The following is a 21,996-nucleotide window of genomic DNA, read 5'->3' as shown; positions in this document are numbered from 1 at the left end:
TTTTACATATTTTATTTTTCTACTCGTAATTATATACCTACTGAGCCTTCATCTCCACCTTCCCAGCGAAAGAGTGTATTCATTTCGTTCACTTTCGCACAAAAACGTTCGCTTTCGCACATCCTCAATTTTTATATGAAAATTTAAAAAAATCCTTATAAATCAATAGGGTAATACATTGTAGAACGGTCATAGTAATGGATTGGAGAACTACACCAATTGTTAGAAAAAACAGTAGTGCATTACATAGATCTGATATTATGGATATTGCCAATTCTGGCTTACTGTTTGAATATAGTACAAAAAAGTATATACAAAATGAAACATCTAAGAAAAAGGGGTTAACACACAATCAAATCTATAAAATGGAAGTTCCCCTCCTTACTGCTTATGCAGGCAAGGGTCTATAAAAAACTTAAAAAATAGACAGATGAGAAATATTATACTGCTTATATTACTATCATTCGTCTCTCTTCAAGCAAGATCTTTAAATCTTGCCACGGGGGATTATTCATCTAGCCATCCATACATCGAGGTTGAAGGAGAGGTAAAACCATCAAGGGAGATATTAAAAAGAGAATACCTGAGGCGAAAAGTAACTCAGGGCCATATTGCCATATTGAAAGGGATGTATGTAGATGGAATGGAGCGTTTTACTGAGGCTTTACAGTTAGCCCAAACCAATAACGACTCACTATACACAGGAATAGCAAAAACGTACATAGCCTACACCAACTGCTTAGTTGGCAATTATCAGGATGGGTTAACCTATGCCATCGATGCAAAGAACTCTTTTGGAAACGAAATTACTACCGAGGCTAAGCTGTGGAGCGATGTATGCCTAGGATCGGCCCACTACCTAAACAATAACAGAGCGGTTGCGAAAAAAATCCTAGGAAAAACCATAGAAACTGTTGAGTCCGAAAACTTAAACTTTCCCTTCATTATATTCTCCTATGTAAACCTTGCCTCCATAAAGATTATTGAGAACAATACATCCGAAGCTACCGATTTACTTCACAAAGCGATTAAAGACCCTAATAATATTTATAGTAGAGCGCTTATAACCAGTTACTATAAACTTGGTAGGATATACAGGTGTCAGGGCGATAGCACAACGTCCTCGTACTATTTTAGCAAAGCCTTAGAACTATCGAAACGGGAGGAGGACAAATCATATCTTGCAGAAATATACAAGGTCTTTGCAAAGGAGCATATGGAAAAAGGTAATTATGAATTAGCGTCGAAATACTACTTCCTTACCGACAGCATATCAACAAATGTAATTGACAGTAAGGTGAGCCAAAAGGTGCAACAAATAGTTATCGACTACCACAAAAACCTAGAACTAAAGAAAACAGAGATAAAGAAACAGGAGGCTATAATTGAAAAGCTAAGGCTGCAGGAGAAATCGTCGAAGCTTCAAGCATCTGTTTTTTTCTTACTATTCTTTGGAACATGCTCATTCACGGTATTTTTCTACTATAGACGAAAAAACTTTCTAAAGCTATCGCAACTAAAATATGAAATTGCAAAATCGAAAGAAGAATTATTGAATCAATACATTGCTGGGCAGGAAGAGGAGCGCAATCGGATTGCTCGCGATTTGCATGATGGCATTGGCAGCCAGCTAGCAGTCCTTAAAATGCAACTATCGCATCTGCAAAACCAGGATCATTCTGCCCTAAGCCCCCCCCTATTGCTGTGCGACGAGATATACAGTGGCCTAAGGAATGTTGCATTCAACCTTATGCCCCGCACTTTGATCCGCGAAGGACTGGTCTCAGCGCTTGAGGAATTAACCTGTAAATTAGAAAAAAACACGGATATAAAATTCTATTTCAATAATTATGGGGTTGAATCACGCTTATCATCTGAGATAGAATCGGCTCTATTTCGCATTTCGCAAGAGATTACAGCCAATATTGTTAAGCACTCCAAAGCCAAAAATGCAAATATCGATATTGCGTCCGATTACAACAATGTCGGTTTAACCATAACATGGGATGGAGAAGGATTCGATCCAAAGCTCCTAGAGCATTCCAAGGGCTTTGGCTGGAAAAATATTAATACAAGGCTAAACCAGGTGAGTGGTAATATAATGATTGACTCGTCTAAAGAGAAAGATTTCACAGTGGTAATGGTTGAAATCCCAGTTAAAATGAAAAGAAACTATGGAAAAGCAAGTTAGCATAGTGCTGGTTGACGATCACCAGCTAATAATAGATAGCATAAGCAATTTTTTGAGTAGTTTAGGTTACAAGATAATAGGCACCGCATGCAGTGTGATTGAAGCCAAACAGGTAATCACCATACAAGATCCCGATATCGTGATATGTGATATCCACATGCCTATCCAACGGGGAACCGATTTGGTTAGATGGATAAAGGAGCAAAAGCCTTGGGTAAAGGTTGTGGTACTGAGCATGTGTGATGATCGGGTCACTGTTGGCGAGGTGGTTTCTATGGGAGTTAGCGCTTACCTGCTCAAATCACAATCCATTCGAAATTTACAAACTGCTTTGGAAAGAGCCATCGCTGGTCGCTTTTACATAAGCGAAGAGATTGCCGATGTGCTTATGGCCAAGGTTGACGCAGATATCACACGCAAAATGCTTACCTGTAGGGAGGAAGAAATACTTAGGCTTATACTGGATGAACTTTCGAATAAAGAGATTGCAGAGAAACTATTCATTAGCGAACGAACTGTTGAGGCTCATCGAAGAAATATCTACCGTAAAACTTCAACCTCATCAATAATTGGTCTCATGAAATGGGCAGTTGAGAATAATGTGGTGGCGCTGTAAATTACCAAGACAATAAATTATTAGTAGTAGAATTTTACTTTGACACACCCAATTCATACGTTCTTTCTCATATCCATAATCAAACGTGTTTGTTATACTTTTTAATCTTATTCAATACGCTGTATTTCATTCCGTTCAATAGCACTCACATATTGTTCGTATTCGTACATATTTTAAAATATTCAGAATCACACAAAACACACATATACCACTGACAATGTAATTATTACAACCTGTGGCACACCATTAGCTAATTGAGATGGTGATTACCAATCTTTAATTAAAAATTAAAAATTATAAAAGATTAAAGTTATGAAAACAAAAATGTATGCAATTATTGCTGGCGTAATGCTTCTATCGTTTGGCACAGCCGAAGCAAAACCCGCAGATGAAAAGAAAGAGGCAACTATTTCAAATTTTATTGAAAATGCTGTAAAGTACCCCCAATTTGCTCAAGAGCAAAAAGTGGAAGGAGTGGTTAATCTGGTCATCGAGAAAAATGAGGACCAGAAACTCGTAATCCGCCAAATATGGGGGAGCGACCCTAGGCTTGTAAAGCATGTTGAACGCCAAATCAAAAGGAATGCCTTGAAAACAGCTGAGTATTCCAAGGAGGACATAGGCCCCAGGTTTGTGCGAATAAAATTTAATTTGGTTTAGATTAGTAGTTTAGTTAGTTTGCTAGGCAAAGTCCACTCCGGTGGGCTTTGCCTTTTTTGTTTTCTGAATTTCTCTCAGAACATCCCCGTTCATCTTAACAGAATACAAGGATTTATTTCACCACAGGTTAGGGTTAGGTACAGTTTTCACCTAATGTATATATCATTCATATCATCATACAATTAATGCATTGGGTGCAATCGACACACATAGATTAAAATAATTTTACCTTCTTCTGAATCTGAAGCTAAACTATTTGCTATATTGCGGGGTAAATCGATTTAGGTGTTTCAGTATGAATTTAGTATCAATACCATACTTTCATTGGTTGCAAAATGCATTTTTCTATGTGCAACTGATGCCAATGAGCGGCACAGAGCAATAAAAAAACAATTTAAGGGTTGCTGAACAAAATTGCGTAATCAAAAAAAGCCAATAAAATGAGCAGAAATTATTGTACACTAATAATGCTTTACGCATTGGTAGGGCTTGCTGGTTGCACAAATCAAGTAAATACGGATAGAGTTAGTGTTATTCCTACTCCCGTTGAGATTAATGCTGGTAGAGGCGAATTTGAGATCACGCCCAACACCCCAATTACATATCAGAGTGACGAACTCGAATGTATTGTAGATTATTCTGCAAATCTTTGGGAATCGTACCTTGGTTACAAGCTAGATGGGCAAAAGGAACAATCTGACGAAAACCTCAAAAAAATCGCTCTAGCCTTAAATAATAACTTTAACGATTTAATTGGGTATGAAGGCTATAGCTTAAGCATAAAACCGAGTGGAATATCTCTAACAGCCAACACTAAGGCAGGCATACTGTATGGGGTTCAAACTATTTACCAGCTCCTAAGCACGAACCCCAATGGGTTACTACCTTGCCTTAACATTATCGATTATCCTCGTTTTGGCTATCGTGGTATGCACTTAGATGTATCACGACATTTCCATTCCGTTGAGTTTATATACCAAATGCTCGACCACTTGGCAATGCACAAAATCAATACGTTTCACTGGCACTTGGTTGATGATCAGGGGTGGCGATTAGAAATCAAGAAATACCCAAAGCTAACCGAAATTGGCGCTTGGCGTGCTGACATAAGCGACCGGCACTGGAATGACCGCCCACTGGAGGCTGCTGAAGGCAAGCCTACAACCTATGGTGGATTTTACACTCAGGATGAGGTGCGAGCTATCGTGAAATATGCTGCCGAGCGAAATATCACCGTAATGCCTGAGATTGAGATGCCTGCCCACGTGATGTCGGCTTTGGCTGCATACCCTGAGCTTTCATGCACTGGAGAAAACCTGGGCGTTCCCCCTGGTGGGGTTTGGCCCATAACCCATATCTATTGCGCTGGTAACGATGAGACCTTCGAGTTTATTGAAGATGTTTTAATCGAGGTAATGGAGCTTTTCCCTTCAAAGCTTATCCATATTGGAGGCGATGAAGCCTTTAAGTCGGAATGGGAGAAATGCCCTAAGTGCCAACAACGGATTAAGGATGAGGGTTTAAAAGATGAAAATGAGCTACAAAGCTACTTTATTAAACGGATTGAAAAATTTTTAAACGAGCACGATAGAACTTTAGTGGGATGGGACGAAATCCTAGAGGGTGGTCTAGCGCCCAACGCCGTAGTTATGTCATGGCGAGGCGAAGAGGGCGGTATTGAGGCAGCCCGTATGGGTAATAGGGCCATAATGACACCGGGTAGCCATTGCTACTTCGATCACTACCAAGGCGATCCAGCCCATGAGCCTCTTGCTATTGGAGGCTACACAACCCTTAAAAAAGTTTATGGTTATGAACCTATACCCGAAGCGCTTACTGAGAAGGAAGGAGAGCTAATCCTAGGTGCACAGGCCAACGTATGGACCGAGTATATGCCCACCACACAACAGGTGGAGTATATGGTCTTTCCTCGACTTGCAGCCCTATCGGAGGTGCTTTGGTCGCCAAAGGAAAAAAGGGATTGGGCTGATTTCTTGAAGCGTATGGTACATCAATACCATATATATCAGAAGCTCGGTATAAACTACTCACATAGCGCCTACCAAGTAAACATAACCCAAAATTTAGATACCATAAATAAAGCAATCGAGGTGTCGCTGGATGCAGATGTTATTAACCCATCAATTAGATATACACTTGACGGATCTGAGCCCAACTATACCTCCAATATCTACAAAAGGCCTATTATAATAAATCAACCTACCACTTTAAAATCGGCAGTTTTTATTGATAATGAGCCCGTTGGAAAAATCCGGACAAATCATTACAATATTCACAAGGCCTTTATAAAAAGCATAGAGCTGGAATACCCTAACAGCTCACGATTTGATGGCGGGGGAAAGTACTCCCTCGTTAATGGAATTATGGGTAGCATTAGCTACTCCGATGGGACCTGGAAGGGGTTCCTTGGAAAAGATATGGTGGCTACCATCGATTTAGGCGAACCAAAAAAAATTGAAAGAATTGCTGTTGATGCTCTGCAAAACATTACATCATGGATATTTTTCCCAACCAAGGCCATATTCGAGATTTCTCTGGATGGGGAACGCTACGAACTTATTCATGAAATAGAAAATTGGGAAATTCAAAATCAAGGGGGTAAACTCACCACTGTGTTTGAAACATGGATACCAAATAAAGAAGTTAGGTACGTTAGAGTAACGCTTAAAAATATTGGAGAGTGCCCCAAGGGCCATTCAGGAGAGGGAAAACCAGCCTTTCTATTTGTTAGCGAAATAGTTGTAGAATGAGGCTTTAACGCAAGAACAAAATAGCAGGTTGTAAACACAAATAATATCGATACAAAATAATATTTCTCCAATAACCCTTGTCTTAACTATTCTTGCATGTAATAGCAACTCGAAGCATATTTAACTTGTGAAGAATGGCGAAAGGAAATATTGCATTGCTATTTGTTACAATGCTGACACATATAAACTAGGTGCAGCTAGGGCCATTCCATCTACTCCAGGTTCCTTTTGAATGCAATAAAAGCAGGGCTTTTTTAAATCCTTTCACAAAAAGTGGACAAAGAAAAATGAAACAAATTCTTTGGCTTAACACACAGCTTGTCCCTAAGATTCAGTACGTATGGATATAGATTAATATACACTCACTCCCCTATAATACAGGCAAGTGAATTAGGTGTAAACATTCATTAACTGCAATGTGCCAACTATTGCTATTGTACTTCGTATACCTTTCAAGGTATTTTGTGGGGGGTACCAGCCGATTGTAAACAACTGATTGCAATTAGCAAAAAAACTGTATCTTAAGCACCTTACTGTGCCTAGAGCAATCAACGTAAAGCAATGATTACAATCTACATATTGCTCTTTTGCAATGGGTATACAATTTAAACAAGCACCAAAAAGGAAGATGTTGCAATTGTTGCTTAATTTGTACGAGCATTTTAGGACAGAATCGGTTGAAAACGCACCTCATCGAAAACAAAATAATGATGAAAAAAATGTATTTCAAAATACTAAAGCACATTTATATTCTGGTTGTCCTTACCATACATACATTCAGTTTATACTCGCAGGAACAAGGGCTACCAATAATAAGAAACTATTCCCCCACGGATTACGGTAGCACACCACAAGTATTAACCGTTGTGCAAGGGAAAAGCGGAATAATGTACTTTGGCCTAGCCAGCCAAATTATAGAATATGATGGGGTAACCTGGCGAAAAAACAAAACAGGTAAAGGAGAATCACCATATGGAATACATTTCTCCGATAATGACCGAATTTACGTCGCTGGAGGTACTGAGTTTGGGTATTTCACATCCGACAAGCAGGGTAAATCATACTACAAAACGCTTACCCACCTACTTACCGACACCTCTGTATACACAGGAAGTTTTTGGAATATCAAAGCAACATCTAAGAGCATTTACTTTCAGGCACAAAATGCAATTGTTCAATACGATAAACACACAGGATATGTAAGGTTGTTAAAAAACGAAACCTACGGGCAGTATGCACCTGGTTTTGTACACAACGACGTATATTACATACATTTAAAACACGAGGGCTTAATTAAAATTATTGATGGCGAAATAGTTCCCGCCTATGAACTAGAAATGTTTAACGAACAAGACCCCGTTTACACTGGGGTATCGCTTAACAAAGACACACTTATACTTGCTACTCAAAATTCAAATTTGTTTACTTTTATACCACAAGAAAATACAACCCCACAAAAAATAACATTAAGTAACAGCAAGTTTTTACAAGAGAATAGCATTAGCAGAATTGAAAAATTCAACGACAAGCTATTTACGGCAGGCACAATGAAGAAGGGTGTGTCGTTAATAGAACCAAATGGGGAAATTATTCACGAATACAATAGGACCACCTTACTACAAAATAATTACGCAAGATTTTTAAGTGTAGATAGCAACAAGAACATATGGATTAGCTTGTCGCGAGGTATATCAAAAACAGAACAAAGCACCGATTTAACATACTGGGGAGAAGGAAACGGGCTGGAAGGCATTGTTGAGTATGTAACAAGGTACAACGGGACTTTATATATTACTACACATCAAAACGTGTACTATATTGATACTAACAACCAGCTACAAATTGTAAAAAACATTGAACCGGGAATAAACTGGGAGGTTTTATCGACACAAAACCCAAAAAGTCTTTTACTCGGATCGCAAAATGGTATATACGAAATTAACGGAGGTAGCGCAAAGCTAATTGCTAGAGGGAACCACGCGTGTGCATTGCATCAATCAAGAGTAAACCCAAAAAGAGTGTATAGCATTCTAAACGAAACATTTGTATCTCTAAAATATGAAAAAAATCAGTGGGTTTTAGAAGGTGAATGGGAAGGAATAAACGCAAATATTAGGGGTATTATTGAGTCGGACGATGGAGAAATATGGTTAGGAACTTTCCGAAACGGAGTAATTAGGGTAACTCCCGATCCGAATAACATTACCCAGCCACTAAAACACAAGCGTTATACCTTAGATGATGGCTTTAAGTCGCTAATGAACATTTTACCCTTTCAGTTTAAGGATAAGATTATTTGGGGAACTGCCACTGGATTATTTACACACAACAATTCGCTAGATGTATTTGAACCATATTGCGATTTAGGCGAACAGTTTTGCAACGGCTCTACTGATGTTTTTCATTTTAAGCAGATGCCCGATGGAAAGATCTGGATTATTCCTCTGGAAAACAGCAAGGCCGATATAGGTTTCTTAGAGCCTACAAAGGATGGCGATTACAAATGGAACTTCACTCCCTTTAGAAGAATTCCTCATATGCTACTAGTTGCTTTTTACCCTGAAGAGTCTGGGGTTATATGGATAGGTGGTAGCGAAGGCCTTTATAGGTATGATATGGCAAACGATAGCAAGGACTACACACGGAAATTTAACACATACGTAAGGAAAGTTTATACAAAAAACGACAGTGTAATTTACTACGGTAGTAAGTTAGATTTTAGCCAGTACAGCAAAGCCAACACCCCCCCCGTACTAAAGTATTCGAGCAACTCGCTAGAGTTTGAGTACGCAGCACCCTTCTTCGATTTCGAAGAAAGAACGCTGTATAGCTATAAGCTCGAAGGATTCGATCAGGATTGGAGTCAGTGGAGCAGACAAACAGAGAAAGAGTACACCAACCTTAGGGAGGGTGAATATGCTTTTAAGGTAAAAGCCCGAAACATTTATGATGTGGAAAGCTCCATCGATACCTTCAGCATAATTATTCAGCCTCCATTTTACAGAACCATTTGGGCCTACCTTTTATATCTCCTTGCAGCAGTCACGTTGATCTGGCTAATTGTTAAGGTAAACACCAAGCGCTTAAAAGCAGAGAACACAAAGCTCGAAAGGGTAGTTCAAGAGCGCACAAGTGATCTTTCCGAGGTCAACACGCAGCTTGAGGAGAAACAGGCTGAGCTGGAAATTAGACAGGAGGAGATTACCGCTCAGGCCGAGATGCTCGCCGCAACCAACGCTGAGCTAGAAAAATTATCCATTGTTGCGAGCAAAACGGATAACGCTGTAATAATTATGGATGAGAACTTTAACTTCGAATGGATAAACGAAGGGTTTACAAAGATTTATGGCCTAACATTTAACGAGTTAAAATCATCACACGGCGACAACCTAATAATAGGAAGTAATTACAAAAACATTGCTGAAGTAACAAAGCGTTGTAAAGAAACCAAAACATCGGTTCAGTACCAAAACGAAGTAAAGAGGGGCAATACATCCCGTTGGGTTCAAACAACCTTAACCCCAATTGTAGATTACAATGAGAATGTGAGGAAATATGTTGCCATAGACTCCGATATCACCAGGATAAAATCGGCAGAGCAATCCCTTAAAGAGCAACGAGACGAGATTCAATCTCAAAATGTTAAGCTCAAGGAGATGGACGAATTTAAGCAAGGGATGACCTCAATGATAGTTCATGATCTTAAAAACCCGTTGAATATGATACTGAACATACCCAACGCTTTCGATCCAGAAAAAAAAGATATGGCAATCAAGCAGTCTGCAAATCAAATGCTGAACATGGTGCTCAACATTCTGGATGTTAATAAGTACGAAGAAGTGGGTATGAAGTTCGAGCTCAAAGAGAAGAGGCTTGAGCCAATAGGGAATCTGGCGTCGGAAAAAGTTCAATTCCTTTGTGAGCAGAAAGCGATAATACTTAAAAATGAAATAGACCCCAACATCACAGCTTGGGTAGATTCTGAGATCTTGGAAAGGGTATTCATAAACCTGCTCACCAATGCAATCAAATACTCCCCTATTGGCGAATCAATTACCATAAAATCAAACGTAACGGCACTGGAAACGGTTCAAATAAGTGTTACCAATAAAGGCGAAGGAATTTCCAGTGATAAGAAGCACTTGGTATTCCAGAAGTTTGGCCAAATTGTAGCAAAAAAATCTGGTGCTGTGAAGTCAACCGGGCTTGGTTTAGCTTTCTGCAAAATGGCAATTGAAGCTCATTCTGGCAAAATAGATGTGGATACAGCTGCAGATGGCTTAACTACGTTTTGGTTTACCCTTAAAATGGGGCAAATAACCCAACAAGAGGTGCAAACAGTTGTCAAAACAGAGGAAACGGCATTACTAAGCCAACCGTTTACTGATGAAGAGATTCAAGTTTTACAACCCGTAATAAAAAGTTTAAATTCGTTTACAGTATACGAAACCGATGATGTTGAAGAGATAATATCAGAACTGGAGTCAACGGATTCGATAAATATTAATAATTGGGTAAAAGAGATGAAGCAAAGTATAACAACTCTAAACCAATTAAAATATCTCGAATTGCTAAAAATACCCTGATGAGATTCTCCTATAAAGCCGTTAACAAGCCCTACTCGTCATCCCAAGTTTTTTTTGGGAAAGCGAGAATTTTACCAAAGGTAAAATCCAGATTATGCAAGACATATAATTTTTAATCTTGTCAATATCTGTATTTTATTCATTTGAAAACCAACATATGAAAACCTATACAATACTGATTGCCGACGACTATTCCGAGAACCTGGTGATAATTGCCGAAGCACTAAGCTGCTCTGGCATAAAGCACAAGGTAATAAAAGCAATAAATGGAAAGATACTTTGCGAGTTAGCCGAGAAACGTATTCCCGATTTAATTATTACCGATTGGGAAATGCCCATAATGGATGGTATTGAAGCCATAAAGTATCTTAAAAGCGTTGAGGCTACCAAAAACATTCCAATTATTATGTGTACTGGGATTATGACTACCTCCCAGAATCTGAAAATGGCATTAGACAGTGGCGCTGTTGATTTCATAAAGAAACCCGTTGATCCAATAGAACTGCAGTCAAGGGTGTACTCAACTCTAAGGCTCAGTGATTCCTACAAAATTATTAGGGAACAGAACTTAACCCTAGAGAACCAGAAAGAAGAAATACTTGAGCAGAAGGATAAGATTGAAAAGCAGCACTCGCAAATTCAGAAAAAGAACATACTTATCAGCTCTAGTATTCAGTATGCCCAAAATATCCAAAGAGCTATACTTCCCCCAAAATCTACAATTGATTGTCTTGGTGAAAATTTCATAATTTACAAACCTAAAGATGTAGTTTCGGGCGATTTCTATTGGTACGCCGATCTTTCTGCTCCCTTGGTCTCAACACAGGGGGAAAAATACACATCAAGTTTACCCCAAAAACTATTTCCATATCAATTTTTGGCAGTGGTTGACTGTACTGGGCATGGAGTACCTGGCGCATTTATGAGTATGATTGCTAATACGTTACTCAACGAAATCGTTTTTAGTATGGGAGTACACTCAACCGGATTAATTTTAAAGGTTTTGCAGAACAAGATAAAAAAAACCTTACACCAGATTGACTCAGGTAACGATGAGGGTATGGATATTGGGATATGCCGTTTCGAAAAAAACAACAATACAACACTAGTAACCTTTTCCGGGGCAAAGCACTCGCTTTACTTCTACTCCCCTCCCGCCATACAATTGCAAGTTATTAAAGGAAGCAGAGCGTCAATTGGTGGGTTTATATACGACCAGAATGAAAATTTCCAAGAGGAAACAATTACACTTAAGAAAAATGACTTAATATATATGTTTACTGACGGCACCATTTGCAATATCAATGAGAATGGACGAAAACTAGGAACATCAAATTTCCTTTCTGTAATAAACGAAAACATCAATTCTCCATTACATATCCAGAAGCAGAAAATTGAAGCACTATTTGCTGGCAATAAACAGCTTGATGACATCACTGTTGTTGGAGTAAAAATTGGTTAAAAAAATGTTGAAATTGAAAACATATACAATACTGGTTGCTGACGATTACCCCGATAACGTTCAAATAATTGCCGATGCATTAAGAGATACGGGTATTGCTCATAAAATAATTAGAGCTACCAATGGGAAAGTACTCATTGATTTGGCGCTAAAGCGTGTTCCTGATCTAATAATTACGGATTGGGAAATGCCTGAAATGGATGGCATTGAAGCCATAAAATTCCTTAAAGAGAACAGCAGCACAAGCGATATCCCAATTATAATGTGCACGGGTATTATGATTACTTCAGAAAGTCTCAAGTATGCCTTAGATAGCGGAGCCGTTGATTATATAAGGAAGCCAATTGATAGCATTGAGCTACAAGCACGAGTGCATTCAATGTTAAAACTCTCAGATTCAATCTCCATCATCAAGGAGCAGAACAATACTTTAGAAGCCCAAAAAGAAGAGATTAAATTACAGCGCGACGAGCTTAAATCGGCGAATGAAACAAAGGACAAGTTCTTTGGCATAATTGCTCACGACCTTAGAAATCCTTTTAACTCACTTCTTGGTTTATCGGAACTTATTATTGAAAAAATTGAGAATAATGACACTGAAAATGCGTTAAACCTTTCAAAATACCTGAATCAAACTGCAAATAGCGCATACGAACTACTTGAAAATCTACTTACCTGGAGTCGCTGCCAATCGAAAAAAATTGACTTTAAACCTAAGGATCTTAGCTTAAAAGAAATTCTCGATTATATTGTGAGATTTATGATTGGCGCTGCTCAGATAAAAGAAATTAACCTTAGGAGTAAGCTCAGCCACGATATCAGGGTGAATGCCGATAACGATATGCTCTTAACCATAATTAGAAACCTTGTAACAAATGCCATTAAATTTTCGAATAGTAACGATACCGTAACTCTGGATGCATTTCAGGATAACCAGCATATTACAGTTGTTGTTTCCGATACTGGTATTGGTATGGACGAAACAACTTTACAAGGACTTTTCAGCATTGTAGGAAAAACAAAAAGCCAAGGAACAGCAAACGAACCCGGTACTGGACTAGGACTGTACCTTTGCAAGGAATTTGTTGAAAAACATGGTGGAACAATTTGGGTTGAAAGCACCGAAAATGAAGGAAGCAAGTTTTACTTTACTCTCCCAAGAGCTTACCATTCCAATTAGCAAAACCTAAAACTGAGTAAGACTAATAAAATAATCCTTATTAAATATTCTTCAGAAAAAGTTTGCCTCAACACCTAAATCGTTTTAGTATTTTAGGCTATATTTGCGTTAACAACCTAACCTATGAGCAAAAAGATATCTTTAGCTGATATTGCCAATGCCCTAGGAGTTTCCAAAACCCTTGTGTCGCTGGTTATAAATGGTAAAGGCAACGAGCACGGCATAAGTAAAGAGACCCAGAAACGGGTGCTGGAAAAGATCGATGAGCTAAACTACCGTCCAAATGTTTTGGCTCGTGGCTTTAGAACCGGAAAAACCAACACCATTGGGCTAATCGTTTCCGATATCTCCAACCGATTCTACTCGCGCATTGCCCGAAGAGTAGAGGATTATGCGTGGGAACATGGGTATACAGTAATAATCTGCAGCACCGATGAGAATGTGGAGAAGGAATTGCAACAAGTTAAGATGCTTCGTGAACGCAAGGTTGATGGGCTTATCATCTCATCATCGCAGGAGAAGTATGAGGATTTAAGCAGATTGTTGAACGATGTGCCCCACGTTCTTATCGACAGAACATTCAATGGAATCAATTCAGCGCAAGTTTATGCTGATAACTACCAGGGATCAAAACTGGCTGCAAATCATCTTGTGTCACAGGGGATAAAAAATGTGGCCATTCTATCCATCACACCCGAATACATATCAACCATTAGGGAGCGGACCCAAGCGTTCGTATCAACTCTAGCAAAATCTAATATTGCAGTTCCTGCCGAGTGGAATATCCATATCCCATTTAAAAATATGGAAAGTGCAGTGGAAGAGAGATTACAAATGCTAAAGGAAACCAAAAATCTGCCCGAAGCCATATTTGCTCTAAACAACAATCTCACATCGCACTGCCTGTTGGCATTACGAAAACTTTCACTGAGTATCCCTGATGATATCGCTCTAATTGGTTTCGACGATATGCTATACTTTAGCTTTACGCAGCCCTCGGTTAGCGCCATATCGCAACCCATTGAGCAAATTGGGGAAAAGGCATTCGATCTCCTGCTTCGGCAAATTAATAATGAAGAGATTACAATAGAAGAACGCTCGGTAAAACTACCAGTAGAGCTAATTATCAGAGATTCATCAACTAAAACATCATAACGTTATGTCACGTAGTAAAACCTTTCCAATTTTTCTCGCATTCCTAGCCATGGGCTTTGGCGACGTGGTGGGTCCACTGGTATCGCTGGTTAAGGACTCTTTTGAGGTATCAAACTTTGTGGCCTCGCTAATGACCACCAGCGGGTTTATCATGTTTGGCGTACTATCCATTCCAATGGGAGTTTATCAAGATAAAAAGGGCAAAAAGTTTATCCTTCTGCTGGGCTTAACCATTGCGCTAATTGGCCTAGTTATTCCAATACTTTTCGGGATGTATGGACCCAAAGCTGTAATTGAAGCGGGATCATTCACAAAACTTTACGCACTTTTCGCCTCCATCTTTCTTTTGGGCGCGGGAGCCACTACCCTACAGGTTGCGGGCAACCCCATTATGCGCGATGTTTCAGCCGACGGGCAATACTCCAGCAACCTGTCGCTGGGGCAATCTATTAAGGCCATTGGCTCATCGCTTGGCTTTTTAGTGCCGCCTGCCGTTGGGATTTGGTTTGGACTCGACTGGACCATCCTATTCCCTATGTTCGCCATTATAATCCTAATTACACTTGTGTGGGTTAACTCCCTAAAGTTTGAGGAGAAGAGAAGTGCCGATGCAAAACCTGCAACCCTATCATCGAGCCTAAAGCTACTAGGCAATCCTTTCGTATTGCTTATGGTGGTTGGAATTTTTCTTTACGTTGGCGCCGAAGTATCGATGAGCGCTCAGATTCCAATCCTTATGGATAAGGTTTATGGTATTAGCGATTTTGGCCTTTGGCTGGCCTGGGGGCTATTCTTCTTGCCCATTTTTCTTGGTCGCCTTGCGGGTGCATTTATCCTGAAGAAATTGAAAGCTGGCAAGTTTTTGGTTTACAGCGTACTCCTATCAGTACTGGGAATGCTGCTGCTATTCTTCGGAAGCCAGTATTTTGCATACTCAGGCATAGTGATGATTGGCTTAGGCTTCTCAAATATCTTCCCGCTTATCTTCTCAATTACTGTTGATGCAATGCCCGAACGGGCAAACGAACTCTCGGGCCTAATGGTAACTGCCATTGTGGGTGGTGCGCTAATCCCACCCATCACGGGTGCCGTGGCCGATATTAGCGTACAGCTGGGATTCTTAGTTCCAGCCGCATGCATATTCTACATTCTGATTGTAGCCCTAAAATCTGCAAAAAAATAGGTTGATAATATGGAACTTAACAAACGAAAAGAGGTAGTAATGACCCTCGATGCTGGGGGAACAAACTTTGTTTTTTCGGCAATAAAAGGAGGTAAGGAGATAGTAAACCCCATTGCCTACCCCGCAAACGGTCACGACCTAAACCTTTGCTTAAGTAGCATTGTAAATGGATTTAAGGAGGTTAGGTCGATGCTCAAGGAGGACCCTTCAGCGATTAGCTTCGCATTCCCTGGCCCAGCCGACTACCCCAACGGGGTTATTGGCGATTTGGGGAATCTGCCAGCTTTCAGGGGAGGAATTGCCCTTGGACCAATGCTCGAGGGTGTGTTTGAAATTCCCGTGTTTATAAATAACGATGGCGATCTGTTTGCCTATGGCGAGGCCATAGCCGGAATGTTACCCGAGATTAACAATGAGTTGGAAAGCCACAACATCTCTAAAAGGTATAAAAATCTGCTGGGCATTACGCTGGGCACAGGGTTTGGAGCGGGTATAGTGCACAATGGTGAGCTGTACCTAGGCGATAACTCGGCTGGCGCCGAGATTTGGGTAACCCGCAATGCCCTTGAACCAAGCGTTTTTGCAGAGGAGAGCATCAGCATCCGGGCTGTTCAGCGTGTGTATTCAGAAATAACTGGCAACATAGAGGATAAAAAGCTAACCCCCAAAGAAATTTTCGACATTGCCCTGGGCTACCAAAAAGGTGACGCATTAGCCGCCAGTGCTAGCTTCGAGAGGCTTGGCAAAACCCTTGGCGATGTGCTGGCCAACGCCATTACACTCCTCGATTGCAATGTGGTAATTGGCGGAGGTCTTTCAAATGCCTATCCCCTATTTGCCCCATCGATGATGGCGCAGCTCAACGGGAAAATATCTACCTACAATGGCCAGAATATCAATAGGCTTGAGGTTAAAGCCTTTAATCTGGAAAGTTATGAGGATAGCAATGCATTTTATCAAAATAACCCAAAGATGGTAAAGGTTCCCAATGTTAACATGGAGGTTCCCTATAGCTGGCAAAAAAACGTGGCTGTTGGTCGCACTCGACTTGGTACCAGCCAAGCCGTGGCCATTGGGGCCTACGCTTTTGCACTTAAGGCTATTGGCAAGCTATAATCTGCTTGAAATCGAGAATCGAAACCTATGATTAAACACTTAGCCATCATACTGTTTGTAAGCACTTCTGTTTCTTCAGTAGCGCAGCAATTGGAGAAGGAACCAATTCATTGGGTAAACCCATTTATTGGCACCCAGCGAATGGGACACACCTTTCCAGGTGCAACAGTTCCATTTGGTTCGGTTCAGCTAAGCCCCGATACCGACACCATACCCTATTCCTTGGATGGCAAGTACAATCCAAAGGTTTACGATTACTGCGCAGGTTACCAGTACGACGATAGCACCATTGTTGGTTTTAGCCACACCCATTTTAGCGGTACAGGCCACTCCGACTTGGGCGATATCCTGGTGATGCCCACTACGGGTGAACTTAGGCTAAACCCGGGCACTTCAACAAATCCCGACTCGGGCTACCGCTCTAGCTTTAGCCACGATAATGAGTCGGCGCAGCCAAACTACTATCAGGTTCACCTAAGCGATTATAGTATCAACGCAGAGCTAACCACCACAACCCGGGTGGGAATGCATCGTTACACGTTTCCAAAATCGTCCGATGCACATATAATTGTTGATTTAACCCATGGTATTTATAACTACCCCGGTAAAAATGTATGGACATTTATCCGCGCCGAAAACGACACCCTGATAACTGGTTACCGGCAAACCCACGGCTGGGCACGCACCCGCACGGTGTATTTCGCCATATCGTTTTCAAAGCCTTTCAAATCCTATGGATTAGTCAACAGTGAGGAACTGATTTACCGTGGATTTTGGAGACGATTCGACCAGAACAGCAATTTCCCCGAAAATGCTGGGCGTGAAATAAAGTGTCATTTCGATTTTGAAACCGATAACAATGAGCAAATTTTAATGAAGGTGGCCATATCGCCAGTTAGCACCTACGGCGCTTTAAAAAACCTTGCTGCAGAAACGCCGCACTGGGACTTCGATCGAGTGGTGCGGGAAGGGCAAAATTTATGGAATAAGGAGCTGTCAAGGATTGAGGTAGAAACCCTAACCGACGACGATAAGGTTAACTTCTACACCTCGCTCTACCACTCCTTCCTTGGCCCAACCGTTTATATGGATGTTGATGGTCAGTACAAAGGACTCGACCAGAATATTCACACCGCTGAGGGTTTCACCAACTACACCACCTTCTCGCTTTGGGATACCTACAGGGCGTTACATCCGCTTTTCAATGTGATTCAGCCCAATCGCAATATGGATATGATAAAATCAATGCTGGCGCACTACTCGCAAAGCGTACATAAAATGCTGCCCGTATGGAGCCACTACGCCAACGAGAACTGGTGTATGATTGGCTACCACTCCGTTTCGCTCCTTGCCGATGCCATTGTGAAGGGTAATGCCAATTTTGACACACAGTTTGCCCTCGATGCTGCCGTACAAACCGCCAGCAATGGCTGGTACGATGGATTGGATCATTACATTAAGCTTGGCTATGTTCCAGAGGATATCTCCAACAATTCGGTATCGAAAAACCTGGAGTTTGCCTACGACGATTGGACAATAGCCCAAATGGCCAAAAAGCTAGGCAACGAAAATATCTACAAAGAATTTACGCAGCGCGCACAGAACTATCGAAATGTTTTCGATAAATCCATAGGTTTTATGCGACCACGCCTATTGGATGGAACATTTAAAGAGGATTTTGATGTGCTCGACACCCACGGACAAGGCTTTATTGAAGGTAATGCGTGGAACTACTCGCTTTATGTGCCTCACGATGTGGAAGGGCTAATGGAGCTGCTGGGCGGCCAAAGAGAGCTGGAGGTTTACCTCGACTCGGTTTTTAATATGCACCTACCCGATAAGTATTTCGAGAATACCGAGGATATAACCCGCGAGGGAATAATTGGGAACTACGTGCATGGCAACGAGCCATCGCACCATATTCCATATCTATACAACTGGACCGCAAATCCATGGAAAACGCAGGAAACGGTTAGATTGATTATCGACACCAAGTACAAGCCAACCCCCGATGGCCTTAGCGGAAACGACGACCTTGGTCAAATGAGCGCTTGGTATATTTTTAGCGCACTAGGCTTTTACCCTGTTGCACCGGGCTCTGAATACTACGAGCTGGGCAGCCCATTGGTAAAATCGGCCACAATAAACCTTGAGAATGGCAAAACCTTTAGAATTAGAGCAGTTAACCAGTCGCCCGACAATAAATATGTGCTAAAAGCAAAGCTAAACGGGCAAGATATAATCAACAATAAAATAAGTCATTATGATATTTTGGCTGGTGGCGAGCTGACATTCTACATGGGTGCCCGATCGCGCTGGAGCATAAAGCATTACTAAAAACAATCGTGTAATGAGATATCGCCTTACTATCATTTCTTTTTTTACCGTTGCAATGCTCATATTATCATCTTGCAAGGATGAGCCTAGAAGGGAACTGGTTGAAAGGATGGAGTTGAATACCAACTGGATTTTCCGAGATAGCAGTGAACCCGATTGGTATCCGGCCAACGTACCTGGAACAGTCCACACCGATTTAAGAAACAATGGCGTTATCGATAACCCATTCTACGGCTGTAACGAGGAGAAGCTACAATGGATTGGCGAGCGGGATTGGATTTACAAAGCTCAGTTTACCGTCGATTCCATCCTGCTTGCAAACAATAACATCAAACTTGTATTTGAAGGATTAGACACCTACGCCAATGTAACGCTTAACGGTCAAAAAATACTGCAGGCCAACAATATGCACCGCAAGTGGGAAATCAATTGTAGGGAACTACTCAAAGTTGGTAACAACCTTTTGGAAGTTCATTTCCAATCGGCATTAAACAAATTTTTCGAGGATTCCTTAGCTCTGGGCTATCCCCTACCCGGCGGCAAATGGAACTTTGCGCGCAAGGCGGCATACCATTTTGGTTGGGACTGGGGCCCTCGATTTATCACTGCAGGAATACACAAACCGGTTTACCTTGAGGCTTGGAACACCCATCGCCAAACCGATTTCCACATCTATACCAAAAATATTACAGAACAAGCGGCTACCATCGGCTTAACCTACTGGGTAGAATCTGAAATCAACGAAAATGCTACAATCCGAGTAATTGATTCCAAGACTAACACACAACTAACCAATCAAGCAATCAGTCTCCAATCAGTCAATCATAGCCACAGCATCGCGTTTAAAATCAACAACCCAAAACTCTGGTGGAGTAATGGCCTGGGCGAATCACATATTTACGATTTGCGCATTGAGCTAATAACCGAATCGGGTTATAACCATACAAAAGAAATTCCCTTTGGAGTTAGAACCCTCAGAACAGTTCTTGAGGACGACGAGCACGGTCAAGCCCTATACGTTGAGCTAAACGGCCATAGGGTATATATGAAGGGCGCCAACTACATCCCACAGCACTCGTTTGTTACCAAGGTTACCCAGCAAAATTATGAGGATATTATTGCCCGAGCCGTTGAGTCGAATATGAATATGCTACGCGTATGGGGTGGCGGGGTTTACGAGGATGATATCTTTTACGAGCTTTGCAACCGCAATGGCATTCTGGTTTGGCAAGATTTTATGTTTGCCTGCGCAATGTATCCGGGCAACGACGATTACGTTGAAAACGTAAAGCAGGAAGCCATACAACAGGTAAAAAGGCTACGCAACCACTCCAACATAGCTCTTTGGTGTGGCAACAACGAGGTTGATGAGGGTTGGCATAACTGGGGCTGGCAAAAGGCTCACAATATTTCAAAGAAAGATTCAACATCTATTTGGGCAGGTTACAAAAATGTTTTTCATAATGTGCTACCCAATGCCGTTAAGGAACACGACCCACAACAATACTACCTATCCACCTCGCCGCTTTACGGCTGGGGCCGGGAGAAAAGTTTAACCCACGGCAGCTCACACTACTGGGGTGTTTGGTGGGGAGTACAACCCGTTGAAACATACATTGAGAAGGTACCACGCTTTGCCAGCGAGTTTGGTCTGCAGGCAATGCCCACCATTTCGACCATTCGCACATTCCAATCCGAGGAACAGGATTACCTATTCTCCCCTACCCTACAATGTCACCAGAAGCATCCTACGGGTTACCAAACCATCAACTCGTACCTTCAGATGGAAGGGCTATACGCTGAAACGCTGGATGAGTTTATTTACCTAAGTCAGCTGGTGCAAGCCAAGGGAATTGGACTGGCCATTGAGGCGCAGCGCAGCGCAATGCCCTACTGCATGGGCACGCTATACTGGCAACTAAACGATTGTTGGCCCGTTACCAGCTGGAGCGGAACCGATGTGTTTGGCAACTGGAAAGCCCTGCAGTACAAGGTTCGAGAACTTTACTCCGATATTCTGGTTTCGGCAATTGATTACAACAATCAATTTGAGGTTCACCTAGTATCCGATAAAATAGAAGATACCGAAGGAACTTTGGAAATTATTGTAATTGATTTTGATGGCAATATAAAGACGCTGTTATCCAAAGAGATCACAGCCAAAGCCAACACATCATTACCTATAATTTCAGAAAAATCAGATTCGTATTTTGCTGATATTAAAAAGGAAAGGGTGATGCTGGAGGCGAGATTTATCGATGGCAATGGTAAACAGTACGTAAACCGCAAGTTTCTAACTCCACTTGGTATGCTTGAACTACCAACGGCAGCTGTCGAAACAAAAATTGAGGAAGTAAAAGATGGGTTCAACATTAGATTAACCTCCAAAACCTTCGCTGCCCACGTTCAGCTGTACCTAACCCATAGCCACGCAAAATTTAGCGATAACTTTATGCATATATTGCCAAACGAGGAAGTAACAATATTCTGCAAAACCGATTTACCAATTGAAACATTTAAAGAACAACTTAGAATTATGCATTTGTAATAGAACGCCGATGACGCCGATCTTAAGGATGTACGCAGATAAGAAAGAAAGGGAATAAATCCGTTTTAAATCTAATAGATCCGCGTTATCTGCGTGCAAGAAAATGATACGAAAACAAAGAGAATAGAACGCTGATGACGCTGATCTTAAGGATGAACGCAGATAAGAGTACCGGTGATATATCCGTCTAA

At 41.2% G+C, this 21,996-nt stretch carries 13 protein-coding genes; all 13 read left to right on the top strand.

Features of this window, described 5'->3' with window-relative positions; translation table 11 throughout:
* Window positions 1–197: 197 nt before the first annotated feature.
* The 13 genes from G8O23_RS08430 to G8O23_RS08370 all read left to right on the top strand — a co-directional run bounded on the left by G8O23_RS08430 (window position 198) and on the right by G8O23_RS08370 (window position 21,805).
* Window positions 198–410 carry a hypothetical protein gene (locus tag G8O23_RS08430; RefSeq protein WP_166363731.1) on the top strand — a complete coding sequence of 71 codons (213 nt, stop codon included), beginning with the start codon at window positions 198–200 and terminating at the stop codon, window positions 408–410.
* A 20-nt stretch (window positions 411–430) separates the two neighbouring features.
* A complete protein-coding gene (locus G8O23_RS08425) occupies window positions 431–2,191 on the top strand; it encodes a tetratricopeptide repeat-containing sensor histidine kinase (protein WP_166363729.1) in 1,761 nt (586 codons plus the stop codon).
* Window positions 2,175–2,807: a response regulator gene (locus G8O23_RS08420; protein WP_166363727.1), complete on the top strand. Its 633-nt coding sequence runs from the start codon at window positions 2,175–2,177 to the stop codon at window positions 2,805–2,807. Before G8O23_RS08425 ends, G8O23_RS08420 begins: the two co-directional genes overlap by 17 nt.
* Before the next feature lie 312 nt (window positions 2,808–3,119).
* Window positions 3,120–3,467: a hypothetical protein gene (locus G8O23_RS08415; protein WP_166363725.1), complete on the top strand. Its 348-nt coding sequence runs from the start codon at window positions 3,120–3,122 to the stop codon at window positions 3,465–3,467.
* 440 nt (window positions 3,468–3,907) lie between these two features.
* Window positions 3,908–6,238, top strand: coding sequence for a glycoside hydrolase family 20 protein (locus tag G8O23_RS08410; RefSeq protein ID WP_166363723.1), 2,331 nt, complete (start codon window positions 3,908–3,910; stop codon window positions 6,236–6,238).
* Between the two features lie 719 nt (window positions 6,239–6,957).
* A complete protein-coding gene (locus G8O23_RS08405) occupies window positions 6,958–10,824 on the top strand; it encodes a sensor histidine kinase (RefSeq protein ID WP_166363721.1) in 3,867 nt (1,288 codons plus the stop codon).
* A 157-nt stretch (window positions 10,825–10,981) separates the two neighbouring features.
* Complete coding sequence (locus tag G8O23_RS08400; RefSeq protein WP_166363719.1) at window positions 10,982–12,286, top strand: response regulator; 1,305 nt, start codon at window positions 10,982–10,984, stop codon at window positions 12,284–12,286.
* 13 nt (window positions 12,287–12,299) lie between these two features.
* The gene (locus G8O23_RS08395) at window positions 12,300–13,466 is read left to right on the top strand and encodes a hybrid sensor histidine kinase/response regulator (RefSeq protein ID WP_166363717.1); all 1,167 of its coding nucleotides are present in this window, start codon (window positions 12,300–12,302) and stop codon (window positions 13,464–13,466) included.
* A gap of 123 nt (window positions 13,467–13,589) precedes the next feature.
* Window positions 13,590–14,621 (top strand): LacI family DNA-binding transcriptional regulator, encoded by a 1,032-nt coding sequence (locus tag G8O23_RS08390; protein WP_166363715.1) that lies wholly within the window; start codon window positions 13,590–13,592, stop codon window positions 14,619–14,621.
* Between the two features lie 4 nt (window positions 14,622–14,625).
* Window positions 14,626–15,804, top strand: a complete 1,179-nt coding sequence (locus G8O23_RS08385; RefSeq protein WP_166363713.1) for an MFS transporter — start codon at window positions 14,626–14,628, stop codon at window positions 15,802–15,804.
* Window positions 15,805–15,813: 9 nt separating this feature from the next.
* Window positions 15,814–16,920 carry an ROK family protein gene (locus G8O23_RS08380; RefSeq protein ID WP_235942268.1) on the top strand — a complete coding sequence of 369 codons (1,107 nt, stop codon included), beginning with the start codon at window positions 15,814–15,816 and terminating at the stop codon, window positions 16,918–16,920.
* A 27-nt stretch (window positions 16,921–16,947) separates the two neighbouring features.
* Complete coding sequence (locus tag G8O23_RS08375) at window positions 16,948–19,257, top strand: GH92 family glycosyl hydrolase (protein WP_166363711.1); 2,310 nt, start codon at window positions 16,948–16,950, stop codon at window positions 19,255–19,257.
* Between the two features lie 13 nt (window positions 19,258–19,270).
* Window positions 19,271–21,805 carry a beta-mannosidase gene (locus tag G8O23_RS08370; protein ID WP_166363709.1) on the top strand — a complete coding sequence of 845 codons (2,535 nt, stop codon included), beginning with the start codon at window positions 19,271–19,273 and terminating at the stop codon, window positions 21,803–21,805.
* The last annotated feature ends 191 nt before the right edge of the window (window positions 21,806–21,996 follow it).

It is taken from the genome of Perlabentimonas gracilis, assembly GCF_011174675.1.
GTDB lineage: Bacteria > Bacteroidota > Bacteroidia > Bacteroidales > Tenuifilaceae > Perlabentimonas > Perlabentimonas gracilis.
Note: the sequence above shows the minus strand (reverse complement) of the source record. Positions and strands in the feature narration are given on the sequence as shown.